Source organism: Cellulophaga baltica 18, from assembly GCF_000468615.2.
GTDB classification, from domain to species: domain Bacteria; phylum Bacteroidota; class Bacteroidia; order Flavobacteriales; family Flavobacteriaceae; genus Cellulophaga; species Cellulophaga baltica.
In genome coordinates, this window is sequence record NZ_CP009976.1 from 2,840,204 (window position 1) to 2,854,612 (window position 14,409).

11 protein-coding genes are annotated in these 14,409 nt (G+C 34.9%); 10 read left to right on the top strand and 1 reads right to left on the bottom strand.

Annotated features, from left to right (window positions below; all coding sequences use genetic code 11):
- The first annotated feature begins 1 nt into the window (after position 1).
- From M666_RS12170 to M666_RS12215, 10 genes are all read left to right on the top strand, one after another.
- Positions 2-1,312, top strand: a complete 1,311-nt coding sequence (locus M666_RS12170) for a 4Fe-4S dicluster domain-containing protein (protein ID WP_029446063.1) — start codon at positions 2-4, stop codon at positions 1,310-1,312.
- Positions 1,313-1,324: 12 nt separating this feature from the next.
- The gene (locus M666_RS12175) at positions 1,325-2,116 is read left to right on the top strand and encodes a (Fe-S)-binding protein (protein ID WP_029446064.1); all 792 of its coding nucleotides are present in this window, start codon (positions 1,325-1,327) and stop codon (positions 2,114-2,116) included.
- A gap of 12 nt (positions 2,117-2,128) precedes the next feature.
- Positions 2,129-2,611 (top strand): hypothetical protein, encoded by a 483-nt coding sequence (locus M666_RS12180; protein WP_024480288.1) that lies wholly within the window; start codon positions 2,129-2,131, stop codon positions 2,609-2,611.
- 208 nt (positions 2,612-2,819) lie between these two features.
- Positions 2,820-5,729 carry a serine hydrolase domain-containing protein gene (locus M666_RS12185; RefSeq protein ID WP_029446065.1) on the top strand — a complete coding sequence of 970 codons (2,910 nt, stop codon included), beginning with the start codon at positions 2,820-2,822 and terminating at the stop codon, positions 5,727-5,729.
- A gap of 148 nt (positions 5,730-5,877) precedes the next feature.
- Positions 5,878-7,020 carry an N-acetyl-alpha-D-glucosaminyl L-malate synthase BshA gene (bshA, locus tag M666_RS12190; RefSeq protein WP_024480290.1) on the top strand — a complete coding sequence of 381 codons (1,143 nt, stop codon included), beginning with the start codon at positions 5,878-5,880 and terminating at the stop codon, positions 7,018-7,020.
- 2 nt (positions 7,021-7,022) lie between these two features.
- Positions 7,023-7,460, top strand: a complete 438-nt coding sequence (locus tag M666_RS12195; RefSeq protein ID WP_029446066.1) for a hypothetical protein — start codon at positions 7,023-7,025, stop codon at positions 7,458-7,460.
- Positions 7,461-7,710: 250 nt separating this feature from the next.
- Complete coding sequence (locus M666_RS12200; protein WP_029446067.1) at positions 7,711-9,159, top strand: MBOAT family O-acyltransferase; 1,449 nt, start codon at positions 7,711-7,713, stop codon at positions 9,157-9,159.
- 2 nt (positions 9,160-9,161) lie between these two features.
- On the top strand, positions 9,162-10,127 hold the full coding sequence (locus tag M666_RS12205; RefSeq protein ID WP_029446068.1) for a hypothetical protein: 966 nt from the start codon (positions 9,162-9,164) through the stop codon (positions 10,125-10,127).
- Between the two features lie 175 nt (positions 10,128-10,302).
- Positions 10,303-12,651 (top strand): fibronectin type III domain-containing protein, encoded by a 2,349-nt coding sequence (locus M666_RS19985; protein WP_029446069.1) that lies wholly within the window; start codon positions 10,303-10,305, stop codon positions 12,649-12,651.
- 121 nt (positions 12,652-12,772) lie between these two features.
- Positions 12,773-14,041, top strand: a complete 1,269-nt coding sequence (locus M666_RS12215; RefSeq protein WP_226989909.1) for a tyrosinase family protein — start codon at positions 12,773-12,775, stop codon at positions 14,039-14,041.
- A 1-nt stretch (position 14,042) separates the two neighbouring features.
- Here M666_RS12215 and M666_RS12220 read toward each other — a convergent pair whose 3' ends face one another.
- A complete protein-coding gene (locus tag M666_RS12220) occupies positions 14,043-14,405 on the bottom strand; it encodes a heavy-metal-associated domain-containing protein (RefSeq protein WP_039325712.1) in 363 nt (120 codons plus the stop codon).
- Between the last annotated feature and the right edge of the window lie 4 nt (positions 14,406-14,409).

A 14,409-nucleotide genomic window follows, 5' to 3' on the forward strand; every position in this document is an offset into this window, starting at 1 on the left:
TATGCAGTACATTTCACAAATACTATTTACCCTTATTCTTATTGCCGGTATTGGCTATTTTGCTTCCAATGTAAAAAAGCTCTTCCGAAATATAAGTTTAGGAAAAGACCTTGACGTTAGTGATAACAAACCGCAGCGTTGGAAGAACATGGCTAAAATTGCACTTGGTCAATCCAAAATGGTCGTAAGACCTATTGCGGGTTTTCTGCATATTATTGTTTATGTAGGTTTTATCATTATCAATATAGAAGTTTTAGAAATTGTTATTGATGGGGTATTTGGTACACACCGTATAGGTTTACAGGTGTTGAATGCTTCTGTTTATGGTTTTTTAATTGGTTCTTTTGAAGTGTTAGCGCTGCTAGTTTTAGTTGCTGTGATTGCTTTTTGGATTCGAAGAAACGTGATAAAAATTAAGCGATTTTTAAGTGCTGAAATGACAGGTTGGCCAAAAAGTGATGGGAATATTATTTTGTATTTTGAAGTTGTATTAATGTGCTTGTTCTTAGTTATGAATGCGACAGATACTACGTTTCAGAATTTAGGTTCAGGAAATGTTATCAGTCAGTTTATTGCTCCTTTGTTTGATGGTATGTCTGAAGGAAGCTTGCATATGATTGAGCGCACCGCATGGTGGATTCATATTATTGGAATATTGGTGTTTTTGAATTATTTGTATTTTTCTAAGCATTTACATATCCTTTTAGCGTTTCCAAATACGTACTATGGTAAGCTAAGACCTAAAGGACAGTTTCTAAATAATGAAGCGGTAACAAAAGAAGTAAAATTAATGATGGATCCTTCAGCAGATCCATTTGCAGCGCCAGCAGAAGATGCTCCTGTTCCTGAGAAATTTGGTGCGTCTGATGTTACAGATTTAAGCTGGGTACAATTATTAAATGCCTATACCTGTACAGAATGTGGTCGTTGTACTAGTGAATGTCCCGCAAATATTACGGGTAAAAAACTTTCTCCACGTAAAATCATGATGGATACACGTGATCGTTTGGTAGAAGTAGGTAAGAATATAGATGCTAACAAAGGAACATTTGTTCCAGACGGGAAGCAGTTGTTGGGTGATTATATCTCAAATGAAGAATTATGGGCTTGTACGTCGTGTAATGCCTGTGTAGAAGCTTGTCCTGTAAGTATAGATCCGTTATCTATTATTATGGATATGCGTCAATATTTAGTTATGGAGCAATCTGCTGCACCATCAGATTTAAATAATATGATGGGAAATATAGAAAACAATGGAGCACCTTGGCCTTTTAATCAGCAAGATAGATTAAACTGGGCTAACGAATCATAAGAATTATTAGGTATGAGTAATGAAATAAATGTGCCTACAATGGCATCTATTTTTGCAGAAGGTAAGCAACCAGAAGTCCTTTTTTGGGTAGGTTGTGCGGGTAGTTTTGATGATCGAGCAAAAAAAATAACCAAAGCATTTGTAAAAATATTAAATAAAGCAAACGTAAATTTTGCGGTTCTAGGTACAGAGGAAAGTTGTACTGGAGACCCTGCAAAGAGATCTGGAAATGAGTTTTTATTTCAGATGCAGGCTGTAACCAATATAGAGGTTTTGAATGCTTATGATGTAAAAAAGGTAGTTACCGCTTGCCCGCATTGTTTTAATACCCTTAAGAATGAATACCCTAGCTTAGGTGGTTCTTATGAAGTGGTACACCACACGCAATTTTTAAAACAATTGTTAGAAGAGGGGCGTATTACTATGGAAGGTGGTAAGTTTAAAGGGAAGCGTATTACCTTTCATGATCCTTGTTATTTAGGACGTGCCAATGATGTTTATGAGGCTCCAAGAGAGCTTATTAGAAAATTAGATGCAGAGCTTGTAGAAATGAAGAGCTGTAAAACTAGAGGTCTTTGTTGTGGTGCTGGTGGAGCTCAAATGTTTAAAGAACCAGAAAAAGGTGCTAAAGACATTAATATTGAGCGTACAGAGCAAGCCTTAGAAACACAGCCAGATATTATTGCAGCTGGGTGTCCTTTCTGTAATACGATGATGACGGACGGGGTTAAGAATAAAGAAAAAGAGGCAAGTATTGCTGTAATGGATATTGCGGAGCTTATTGCTTCTGCAGATGATCTTTAATAAAAAAGATAGATGTTAATAGATTTTAAAGACTTACCAGATTCGTCTAGAATTTGGATATATCAGGCTAGTAGAAGTTTTTCTGAGAAAGAACTTACAGAGATACGTTCAGAATTAGATGCCTTTTTAAAAGATTGGACGGCACATGGAAGCGATTTGAATGCGGGTTATGAAATGCCTTACAATAGATTTATTGTTATCGCCTTAGATCAGAATGTAGCCGGAGCTACAGGATGTTCCATAGATGCTTCTGTTCGTTTTATTCAAGCCTTAGAGCAGAAATATTCGGTAGATTTGTTAGATAAAATGAATGTGTCTTACAAGCAGGGAGAATTTGTTGCCTATAAAACATTACTAGATTTTAAGAAAATGGCAAAAAATAAATCAGTTTCTAAAAATACGATTGTATTTAATAATTTGGTAACGAACAAAGAAGAATATTTAAACCATTGGGAAGTTCCTGCCGAAGAAAGTTGGCATGCTAGATTCATGTAAAAATGAGTTAAGAAAATAAAAGAAAAAGCATCTAATTAGAACCTTCTAATTAGATGCTTTTTTTATAAATAATAGGCTAAAATTTATATAGAATTTAGTGTTTTAATTAATTTTGTTTCAATCAAAAACCCTAATTTTACTATAATCAATCGACAAAATGCAATAAAAGGCATTATTTTTGGTTGTCTACAGTTAGATTCTCTTTTTTATGTTTAAAAACTCCCTTGTAATTTTCCTATTTGGTATATCATTCTTTGTACAAGCGCAAAGAAATCCTTTAATTGTAAAAGATAGTGTTTCTCAAAAAAATTGGGTGAATTCAACCTACAATGCAATGTCTCTCGAAGAGCGTGTAGGCCAGTTATTTATGGTAAGTGTCGCTTCAAACCAAAATAAAGCAGCAACAGATAAAGTAAAACAACTAATATCAGAACATCATATAGGTGGGGTTATATTTTCTAATGGCGGACCTGTGCAACAGGCAAAACTTACCAATAAATATCAATCTGCTTCTAAAATACCATTAATGATAGGGATGGATGCAGAATGGGGATTGGCAATGCGCCTAGATTCTACCTACGCTTTCCCTTGGAATATGACATTGGGAGCCATAAAAGATAGTGCAATTGTAGAACGGGTAGGAAAACAAATAGGAAAACATGCTAAACGCTTAGGAGTACATATCAATTTTGCGCCAGATATTGATATCAATACCAATCCAAAAAATCCAATTATAGGAAATCGTTCTTTTGGAGAAAATAGAGATAATGTAACACGAAATGGAATTGCTTTCATGAAAGGAATGGAAAGTGAGCAAGTATTGTCTAGTGGTAAGCATTTTCCGGGTCATGGAGATACTTCATCAGATTCTCATAAGACTCTACCCGAGATACCTTTTTCTAGAAAAAGATTGGATAGTATTGAAATGTATCCTTTTAAGAAACTTATTAATGCTGGGATCAGTTCTATAATGGTAGCCCATTTAAGTGTACCAAGTTTAGAATTCCAAAAAGACATTCCATCTTCATTATCCGAACAAATCATATCAGGGATCCTAAAAGATCAATTAGGATTTAAAGGCTTGGTATTTACAGATGCTTTAAATATGAATGGCGTAGGGGTTTCCAAAACGCCGGGTGATGTGGAGCTAGCCGCATTTAATGCAGGTAATGATATTTTATTAATGCCTAAAGATGTTCTGGCAGCCAAAAGCAGGCTACTTAAAGCCTATGAGAAAGGAAGGATTTCAGAAAAAAGGTTAGAAACTTCTGTGAAGAAAATTTTAATGGCAAAATATAAAGTTGGTTTAGATAAATATAAACCTATTGCCTTAAAAAACTTATATGAAGATTTAAATAGTTTGGAAAATGATCTGGTGTATGAAAGAGCTATTGAAAATGCAATTACAGTAGCTAAAAACGATTTTTCTCTTTTGCCTGTGAAAACCTTAGAGAATAAAAAGATAGCCTATGTGGAATTAGGAGATGTTTCAGGAGCAGATTTTTTAAATGCTTTAAATAAGTACACTACGGTAACAAATGTAGATAAGAGTACTGTTTTGTCATCACCGAGTAGCTTATCAGCATATAATTTGATCATTGTAGGACATCATAAGAGTAATGAAAGTCCTTGGAAATCGTATAGCTATTCTAGCAGTGATCTGAAGGTCTTAAGTAGTATCGGAGCCTTAAGAACCTCTAATTTAATCTTGGCTGAATTTGCAAAGCCCTATGCGTTAACTACCGTAAATTTAGAAAAAATAAATAGTGTTGTTATTGGCTATCAAAATAGTACAATTGCCCAAGAAAAAGTAGCCGAAGTTATTTTTGGAGCTATAGGTGCTAAAGGTAAATTGCCTGTTACGGCCCACCCAGAGCTTCCAGTAAATAGGAGTATACAATTTGATTCTATTTTAAGGTTAGGCTATAGTTTGCCAGAGCGTGTGGGTTTGAATTCTTCTAAATTAACAGAGATAGACCGACTTGTAAAAGCAGGGATAGATTCTTTAATGTTTCCAGGAGCTCAAATACTGGTAGCCAGGAAAGGAAAGATTGTCTATGAAAAAGCCTTTGGAAAACCTACGTATGACGCTAAAGAAGCACTAACCTTAGACCATATTTATGATTTGGCATCTTTGACAAAAATTTTGGGAACCTTACCACTTTTAATGAAAATGGAAGAAGATGGTAGGTTATCTTTAAATCAGACTTTTCAAGAGTTAATACCTGCGTACGCAGATACAGAACTTAAAAATGTAAGTGTTTTAAAAGCACTGTCTCATTATGGCCGTTTGCCTGCTTGGATTGCTTTTTATACCAGTACTTTAGATAAGAATAGAAAACCTTCTGGCGAATTTTATAGAGATAAGCCATTACCAGGATTTTCAACAAGAGTTACGGATAAGCTTTTTCTAGCAGATGCCTACAAAGATTCTATTTATAACCGTATTGGAAGGCAAGATTTGAAGTCTAACCGGTATAGGTATAGTGATGTAGGTTATTATGTGTTTCATAAATATATAGAGGATACATACAACGATAAGCAAGATGTTTTAGCGAATAAATATTTTTATGCGCCACTCGGGGCAACGACAACTACCTATAATCCTTTAGATAAATTTGCAAAAGATCGTATTGTGCCTAGTGAAGAAGATAACTACTACCGCTATGAAAGAGTGCAAGGCTATGTGCATGATATGGGAGCAGCTATGCAAGGTGGTGTAGGTGGTCATGCGGGCTTGTTTAGCAATGCGGGTGATATTGCTAAAATTATGCAAATGTATTTACAGGGAGGTTTTTATGGGGGAGACCGTTTTATTAGTTCAAGAACCATAAAGAAATTTAATACCTGTTATTTTTGCAAAGAGAATGTAAGAAGAGGAGTAGGGTTTGATAAGCCAGATGCTAGAACAGGATCGCCTACTTGTGGGTGTGTATCTCAGAAAAGTTTTGGTCATAGCGGATTTACAGGTACGTATACTTGGGCAGATCCAGAGGAAGAGATTGTCTATGTATTCTTGTCCAATAGAACATTTCCTTCAGCTACCAATACGCTTTTAGTTAAATCTGGGTTAAGAACCAGAATTCAAAGAGCAATTTACGATGCAATAGAAAATTAAATACTAGATTTGAGTGTAATTTGGGGTAAGATTTTGCGACCTATTCCAAATTCATAGCTCCATCAAGGAAACTTGTGAGTGATAAATTATCTTCAGGTTACAGCCCGAAAGTCGGTCCGTACTATTGAGATTAAAATTTTTAATAAAGATGAAAATTGCTATTGTTTGTTACCCGACGTTTGGAGGGAGTGGTGTTGTTGCTACAGAATTAGGCATCGCACTTGCCAATAGAGGTCATGAAGTTCATTTTGTGACATATAAACAACCTGTAAGGTTAGAATTATTAAATAACAATATCTTTTTTCATGAAGTACATGTTCCAGAATATGCACTTTTCCATTACCAACCTTATGAATTGGCTTTGTCTAGTAAATTGGTAGATACAGTACGTTTATATGGTATAGATTTATTGCATGTTCACTATGCAATACCACATGCGTACGCCGGATATATGGCTAAGAAAATGCTACAAGAGGAAGGTATTTTTATTCCCATGATTACTACCCTGCATGGTACAGATATTACCTTGGTAGGAAAACATCCTTTTTATAAACCAGCCGTAACGTTTAGCATTAATAAATCAGACATAGTAACCTCTGTCTCTCAAAATTTAAAAGATGCTACTTTAGAGCTTTTCGATATAGAAAACACTATTGAAGTAATTCCTAATTTTATTGATGTAGATAATCATGATAACAACTTCACGGATTGTCAACGCTCTATGATGGCTAAGGAAGATGAGTCTATTATTACACATATCAGTAATTTTAGAAAAGTAAAGCGGATACCCGATGTGATTAAAATCTTCAATAAGGTTCAGAAAGAAATTCCTGCAAAATTATTGATGGTAGGAGAGGGGCCAGAAAAGGAGAAAGCAGAATTACTTTGTGAAGAATTAGGGATATCAGATAAAGTGATTTTTTTAGGAAATAGTAATCAGATTGATAAAATTCTTTGTTTCTCAGATTTATTTCTACTGCCTTCGGAAACAGAAAGTTTTGGTCTAGCAGCGTTAGAAGCTATGATTAATAAAACGCCTGTGGTTTCTAGTAATGCGGGCGGAATTCCGGAAGTAAACATTCAAGGAGTTACAGGATACTTAAGTGATGTAGGAGATGTTGCTGAAATGGCAGAAAATGCACTTAAGATTTTAAGAGACACAAAAGTTCTAGCGCAGTTTAAAGATAATGCAGTGGCTAATGCCCATAAATTTGATATCAAAAAAATATTGCCATTGTACGAAGCGGCCTATGAACGAGCTTTACATGCACGCTTTAAAAATGCCCACTAATTATGAAATATATCATTCTTTTTTTCTTTATTGTGTCTTGTAGCGCGCAAAAAACATCGACGAAAGCTTCTGGAAATAAAGAGAATCTAACTCTTATTCTGAGCGATCTTCATAGTAATATAGCTGCACCGCAGATATTGGTGATTGAAGAAGTTTCCAGTCTTAGAACTTTTTTTGCTACGGTAAATAAAACAAGGAAACCAGGCTTGGCATTTCCTAAAGTAGATTTTTCTAAAGAGCAAATTATTATTTATGCCCGTGGCGAAAACTATAGTACAGCTATTCCTCAATTGCGTATTGTTGACGAAGATAGCAGCGTTGTTTTTATTGAATGTTCTTCGCAGGAACCCTTAGCTTCCACAGAAGTAATGGCATCGCCATTTGCCATGTATAGGATTAAAAAAACAGCCAAACAGCTACAGTTCGTAAAAGCAGATTAGTGTTAGGCTGATTAAAGCTACGCTATATCGAATATTCTTACGGATTGTAGGACTTAATTGTGTACGTCTTTGCCTAAAAATATCTTTACTTTTTTGATTTTGGATTAGTGAAAGTAAACGCTTCTCATGTAAAAATATACCTGTGTTTACGTAATTTTTGCCACGAGAGAGAAATTGATATAAATCTGAATGATGGGTCACACCAAAATTAAAGCTTAAAGCCAATAACCTATTAAATTTAACCAAGAAAGTGCTATTTAACTCCATTGATTTTGCCATATTTCTACCTATTGTTTTCTTTTTATACTGGTTTGTATGCAATCGAAATTTAAAGGTTCAAAATATATTTATTGTTTTTGCGAGCTATTTATTTTATGGTTGGTGGGATTGGCGTTTTTTAGGTTTAATCATATTTAGTACCCTTCTAGATTATAGCATAGGAAATTTTTTAAGAAATGAAGAGCGTATTTCAAGAAGAAAAGCCCTGTTATGGGTAAGTGTTGTTGTCAATTTAGGCTTTTTAGGCTTTTTTAAATATTATAATTTCTTTGTAGACAGTTTTGTTAATGCCTTCACCTTTTTTGGTAGCACTATAGATGCGGGCTCGTTAAATATTATCTTACCTGTAGGGATTAGCTTTTACACCTTTCAAACTTTAAGCTATACTATTGATGTTTATAAAAAAGAGTTAGAGCCTACTAAAGATATTATAGCCTTTTCTGCATTCGTATGTTTCTTCCCGCAATTGGTTGCAGGACCTATAGAAAGAGCTGTAAATTTATTACCGCAGATAAGTACAAAGCGAAACTTTGATAAAACTCAAATTACCGATGGGTTAAAATTAATGTTATGGGGTTTCTTTAAGAAGCTAGTTATAGCAGATAGTTTGTCCCCTATTGTAAATGATATTTTCAATAATTCTTCAGACTATTCTAGTACCACATTGATTATTGGTGCCGTGTTCTTTGCTTTTCAGATTTACGGAGATTTTAGTGGATATTCAGATATAGCGATAGGTACATCAAAACTGTTTGGGGTGGAGTTAATGAGTAACTTTAAATTCCCATACTTTTCTAGAAATATAGGAGAGTTTTGGCGTAAGTGGCATATCTCTTTATCTACATGGTTTAGAGATTATCTATACATTCCGTTAGGTGGGTCAAAGGGCTCACAAGTTAGTAACATTAGAAATATATTCATCATTTTTATAGTTAGTGGGTTTTGGCACGGAGCTAATTGGACTTTTGTTATTTGGGGGCTTTTTCATGCCTTATTATTTTTACCATCTTTTATTACGCGTACCAATAGAAAGTTTACAGGAACTATTAATGTGCTTCAATCACCAAAGACTTTTATTCTTGATATTTTAAGGTTTTTACAAACTTTTGTTTTAGTTACCATTGGATGGGTATTTTTTAGAAGTGAAAGCATTAATCAGGCGCTGTTGTACTTGAAGAAAATGTTATTTGATTTTACAGCAGATGTTTATGTGCATCCGAGTGGCTATCGAATGATGGATTATTTTATAATGCTAATTTGTTTTGTCGTATTTGAATATATTATAAGGAACAATGAAAGGAATCCGTTTTATTTCAAGAGTAAAGCATTGCGTTTCTGTTTGTATGTCCTGATGATATTTGCAATTATTTTGTTTTATGACGATGGTGTCGATAGATCATTCATTTATTTTCAATTTTAAGTATGGGAAGCATCATAAAAAAACTAATAATTTACACAGCTCTTTTTCTTTTAGTTTTAGAAGGTCTTGTGCGTCTTTTTCATTTGCATAATGAAATGCCTAATCGGTTTGCAGATGCAAAAGGGGTCGAGAAATGGGTACCGAATCAATCAGAGTATTCCATAACAGGAAATAGAAAGCAAAACGTAGGCCAGTATAGAATTAACGATTTTGGATTTAATTCTGTGCATGACAATTATGAACCTAAAGAAGATGCTTTTGAAATTGCATTAGTAGGAGATTCTTTTATAGAAGGTTTCCATGAAGATTATACAAATTCATTAGGGCAGCAAATAGAAAAAAACCTTTCCAATACTAAGGTTTTAGAGTTTGGATATGCGGGTTATGATTTGGCAGATGAATTACATTTAATACATGCGTATAAAGATCTTTTTGAGAAGATAGATCATACTTTTATTTACATACGATTTACAGATGACTTGGATAGAGATGCTTATCAAGAATCATCCAGGCTACGTTTAGATACTCCTTTTAGCAGAATTGCGAAACAAATAAAGTTGTTAGTTTATCTAAAGGATATTGGAGCATTGGATCCTGTGCTACAGTTACCTGGTAGAATAAAGAACTTCATATCCGGAAAGAAAGAAATTTCGTTATCTGAAGAGGATTTAAGGAAGCAGGAAAAATTAAAGAATGAACTTAGCTTAAATAATTTCAAAACATTAATGGCTGAGTACCCTATTGATAAAGAGAAATTTACTTTTCTATTAGATAGTAGTTTATGTACTGTTCAGTTTTTGGAGTATCTTAACCACAACGGATATAATTTTTTAGATATTAATACCACATTTTCTAAAGCCAAAACACCTACTACATTGATTTATGATCAACATTGGAGTAAAAGTGGGCGAAGTCTAGTTGCTAAATTAGTTTTAGATTATTTAGACATATCTGCTACTAATTATTAGTTTAAAGCCTTTCCTGCAAGGAACAGGAGATAATTTTTATAGTAAATTATTAAGACTATTTGTGTATTTCACAGATGTTTTTAGCTTTTAGAAGAGAATACTTTAGGGTGATCGCTTTTTTGGTTTGTTTTGTATGTATTTTTTGTTTTTACACTAGCCTTTATAACCAACCGCCATGAAGTATTTCTACACGCTACTAATTTTTATCTTTGCCAGCAGCACTTTAATTTCACAAAATTTACACGATGATAGTAATGCCGTTTCTCCATTAAATGAGAGTAATGGAACTACGGGATGGAGTGGTTTAGCAGAGCGGTTTTCCGAAGCTACAGACGTTCAGAATGGAGCTTTTTCTATTCGTGCTGTGTCTACAGCAACAGATGGTAGAACTTTAGATTATAATTTTAATGCCGTAGTGGGACAAGAATATGTGATCCGAATTTGGGCAAAAATAGGCACACTTACTAGTCCAACTGTTTCGCCAGCCTTTGCAGTTTGGTCGGGCATGTCTGGCTTTAATGTAACGCCAATTACCAGTACCACATGGACAGAGTATGTGTTTAATGTTACCGCTACAAGTACCAATCCTAGGATTCGAATTTATACCAGTAATTATCCGTTTAGACTTGTGGCAGGAAACACTATTTATATAGATAACGTATCCATTACAGCATTGGATAATCAAGCACCCACAAGTCCTTCTAATCTAGTCGCAACCGCAACGACAGAAACAACAACCAATCTTTCTTGGACTGCCGCCACAGATAATGTAACAGTTACAGATTATGAAGTTTTTCAAGAAGGTGTATCTTTAGGTTTTACGGGAGGAAATACAACTTTTGAAGTAAGTGGATTAGCGCCTGAAACCACCTATAATTTCACGATAGCGGCGATCGATGCTGCGGCAAATTCTTCTGTACAGAGCAATAGCGTTTCCGTAACTACTTTAGCACTACCAGATACCGAAGCACCTACGGTTCCTACGGCATTAATTGCCAATAATATAACGACAACTAGTGTTTCTTTAAATTGGACAGCGGCTACAGATAATGTGGCAGTTATAGATTATGAAGTCTTTCAAGATGGGGTGTCTATAGGACTTACAGGAGGAACTGCGACTTTTGAAGTAAGTGCATTAGCGCCTGAAACAGATTATAACTTTACAGTAGTTGCATTAGATGCAGCGACGAATGTCTCTGCACAGAGCAATAACCTTTCCATTTCGACTTTGGCATTACCAGATACCGAAGCACCTACGGTTCCTACGGCATTAATTGCCAATAATATAACGACAACTAGTGTTTCTTTAAATTGGACAGCAGCCACAGATAATGTGGCCGTTACAGATTATGAAGTTTTTCAAGAAGGGGTCTCTCTAGGATTATCTGGTGGTACAACAACATTCCTTGTGGATGGACTTACACCTGAAACTGCTTATAACTTCACGGTTGCCGCTTTAGATGCATCGGCGAATACCTCAGGACAAAGTAATAGTATATCTGTAAACACCTTAGCTATTCCTGATACAGAAGCTCCGACAATCCCAACCAATTTAGTGGTAGATAATATTACTACAACGAGTGTTAATTTAAGTTGGACTGCAGCTACAGATAATATAGACGTTGTTGATTATGAAATTTTTCAAGATGGAGTGGCAATTGGCCTTTCTAGTGGTAGTGTCGTATTTGCAGTAAATGGATTAACTCCTGAAACAACTTATGATTTTACTATTACGGCCCTAGATGCGGCAGCAAATAGTTCCGCAGTTAGTGAAAGTATTACAGTACTTACACTGGCCGTATCAGATACAGAAGTACCAACGGTTCCTGAAGGGCTATTAGCAACTAATACTACAGAAACAAGTACGGAACTTTCTTGGGATACCGCTACAGATAATGTAGGGGTTGTAGACTACGAAATTTTTCAGGATGGTAGCACTATTGGTTTAACAGGGGGAGCCACCAATTTTGTCGTAAGCGGACTTGCTTCTGAAACTACCTATATATTTACTGTTGCAGCCTTAGATGTAGCTAATAATGCATCTTTGCAGAGCTCAGAACTAACGGTTGTAACCTTGGCCGGTGTTCAACCAGAAATAAATTATACCTCCTTAAATTCAAATTTAACAACGGTAGATTGGACCGCTAGAGATCTGTATGCAGAACAGAATGTAGGGATCGGTACTACAAATACGCAAGGATATAGATTAGCTGTGGCTGGTAACGTAGTGGCAGAGGAAGTAAAAGTAGCCTTACAGGTAAACTGGCCAGATTATGTTTTCGATAAAGCCTATAACTTGCCTTCTTTAGAGCAAGTTGAAAACCATATTAATGAAAATGGGTATCTAATTCACATGCCAAGTGCGGCTGAGGTAGAAGAAAACGGAATTCAATTAGGTGAAATGAATGCGAAGCTTTTAAGAAAAATAGAAGAGTTAACTTTGTATACCATAACCCAAGAAAAGAAAATTAAATTGTTAGAACAACAAGTAGCGGCTATTCAAAAAGCATTATCTAACAAGTAAGAATTATTGAGCTTAATATTATAGCATAACCAGCATGAAAAAAGTACTCTTGTCCATTTGTATATTTCTTTTGATACTGAACGTTAGTAACGCTCAAAGTATTAGAAAAAATTATTTAGAAATGACCGATTATGAAAAATCAGAATTAATTGATTCTTTTTATGATATACGATCGGGAAACAATTTCTTTGATGATATTGCTACCTTTCACATGAACTTTTTTAATTTTGATAATACAACGGATACATCAAGGTTAGATTTGCACTTTAACTTACCTGATGAATCTGAAAAAGAGATTTTTTTAGCGTGGCATAGAAGAGCAGTTTTTGAATTGGAACGCTATGTGCAAGATTACAATCCAAAATTAAGTATTCCTTATTGGGAATCTCCAACAGATCAAGAAACGACTTCCGTCTTATGGGATGATGAGTTTATGGGAAGTTTTAATACCAATTGGAGTTTGAATAGAAATTTAGGAGGTAATGGTCCTATGCCTACACCTGCAAATTTGGCCACCTTGTACGGAATGTCAGATTTCTTTGAATTTACAAATGAATTAGAAAGAAGGCCAGTACATAGAGGTTCGCATGTTTGGACAGGCGGGGCGATGCCAACTCCATTATCCCCAAGAGATCCTGTGTTTTTTCTACACCATACTTATGTAGATTATGTGTGGAATACTTGGGAAGAACTACATCATAATTCTGCGTTTATTAGAACAGATATGATTCGTTTTGATGGTACCTACAGTTTTAATGGAGAAACACTGCCCGTGGTAAACCCTAATGATATTATTGATACAAGAGCATTGGGCGTTTTTTATGCAACTAATGGCTTAGCTTCCTTAGACAATTACATTGTAAGTAATACATACAGACCTTTAGAATCTTTTTATTATCAATTTACGGTAGAGGCAGGAGATAACTTTATAGTGCCTACAGGCACCAATTGTGTAATAGAATCGGTAAATGAAATTGTATTAAAGCCAGGCTTTGAAGCACATAGTGGTGCTAATTTTACTGCTGCAATTGATGTGCAAAATGCTAATACAGGTAAGAAAAGTACCAATAGAACGTATAAGCCTTATGACGTGGTATCCAATTTACAAGTGATCGTTTGGGAAGAAGATGATAAAGATGATACTCCTATTATAATTTCTACCTACCCTAATCCATTTACAGAAACTATTAATATCAATCTAAATAAAAAGATAGATTGCAAGGTAGAAGTCTTTAATATGATGGGAATGTTAATCCGTGATGAGTCTTTTCAAAACACGGATAAAGTCATTATTAAAGATTTATATGGCTTAGCATCTGGTTTTTATGTAATTCGTATAGTTGATAACGAAGGGAACATTGTAATCGCTAAAAGAGTTGTGAAATTATAGATTAATGATGATCCATTTCCATAGATTTAGGATCTCTGTATTGACAGCAAGGCGGTAGCTTTTCATATACTTTTATGTCAGCACTCAGACTATCTACATCATGACCTGCTTTTACAATGGCTTTCTTTACATCTGCTATAGAACACATATTTTCATTGAAAATCATTTCAAAAGTTTTCGTCTTGGAACTCCAGCTGGCAAATTTTACGCCTTTCGTTTTTATAGCGGCTTTCTCTATTCGTGATTCGCACATACTACAATTTCCTTGAACTTTAAAGGATGCATTTTTGTTTTTATCCTGAGAAAACATGGAAAATGTAACTAAGATTGTACTAAAAATTGTGAGTACTTTTAATTTTATCATGATG

Bases quoted from the DNA above. Each gene is read 5' to 3' on its own strand.
- M666_RS12195 (WP_029446066.1), top strand. From the start codon at position 7,023: ATGAAATATATCATTCTTTTTTTCTTTATTGTGTCTTGTAGCGCGCAA.
- M666_RS12205 (WP_029446068.1), top strand. From the start codon at position 9,162: ATGGGAAGCATCATAAAAAAACTAATAATTTACACAGCTCTTTTTCTT.
- M666_RS12220 (WP_039325712.1), bottom strand. From the start codon at position 14,405: ATGATAAAATTAAAAGTACTCACAATTTTTAGTACAATCTTAGTTACA.
- M666_RS12170 (WP_029446063.1), top strand. From the start codon at position 2: ATGCAGTACATTTCACAAATACTATTTACCCTTATTCTTATTGCCGGT.
- M666_RS12185 (WP_029446065.1), top strand. From the start codon at position 2,820: ATGTTTAAAAACTCCCTTGTAATTTTCCTATTTGGTATATCATTCTTT.
- M666_RS12175 (WP_029446064.1), top strand. From the start codon at position 1,325: ATGAGTAATGAAATAAATGTGCCTACAATGGCATCTATTTTTGCAGAA.
- M666_RS12180 (WP_024480288.1), top strand. From the start codon at position 2,129: ATGTTAATAGATTTTAAAGACTTACCAGATTCGTCTAGAATTTGGATA.
- M666_RS12215 (WP_226989909.1), top strand. From the start codon at position 12,773: ATGACCGATTATGAAAAATCAGAATTAATTGATTCTTTTTATGATATA.
- bshA (WP_024480290.1), top strand. From the start codon at position 5,878: ATGAAAATTGCTATTGTTTGTTACCCGACGTTTGGAGGGAGTGGTGTT.
- M666_RS19985 (WP_029446069.1), top strand. From the start codon at position 10,303: ATGAAGTATTTCTACACGCTACTAATTTTTATCTTTGCCAGCAGCACT.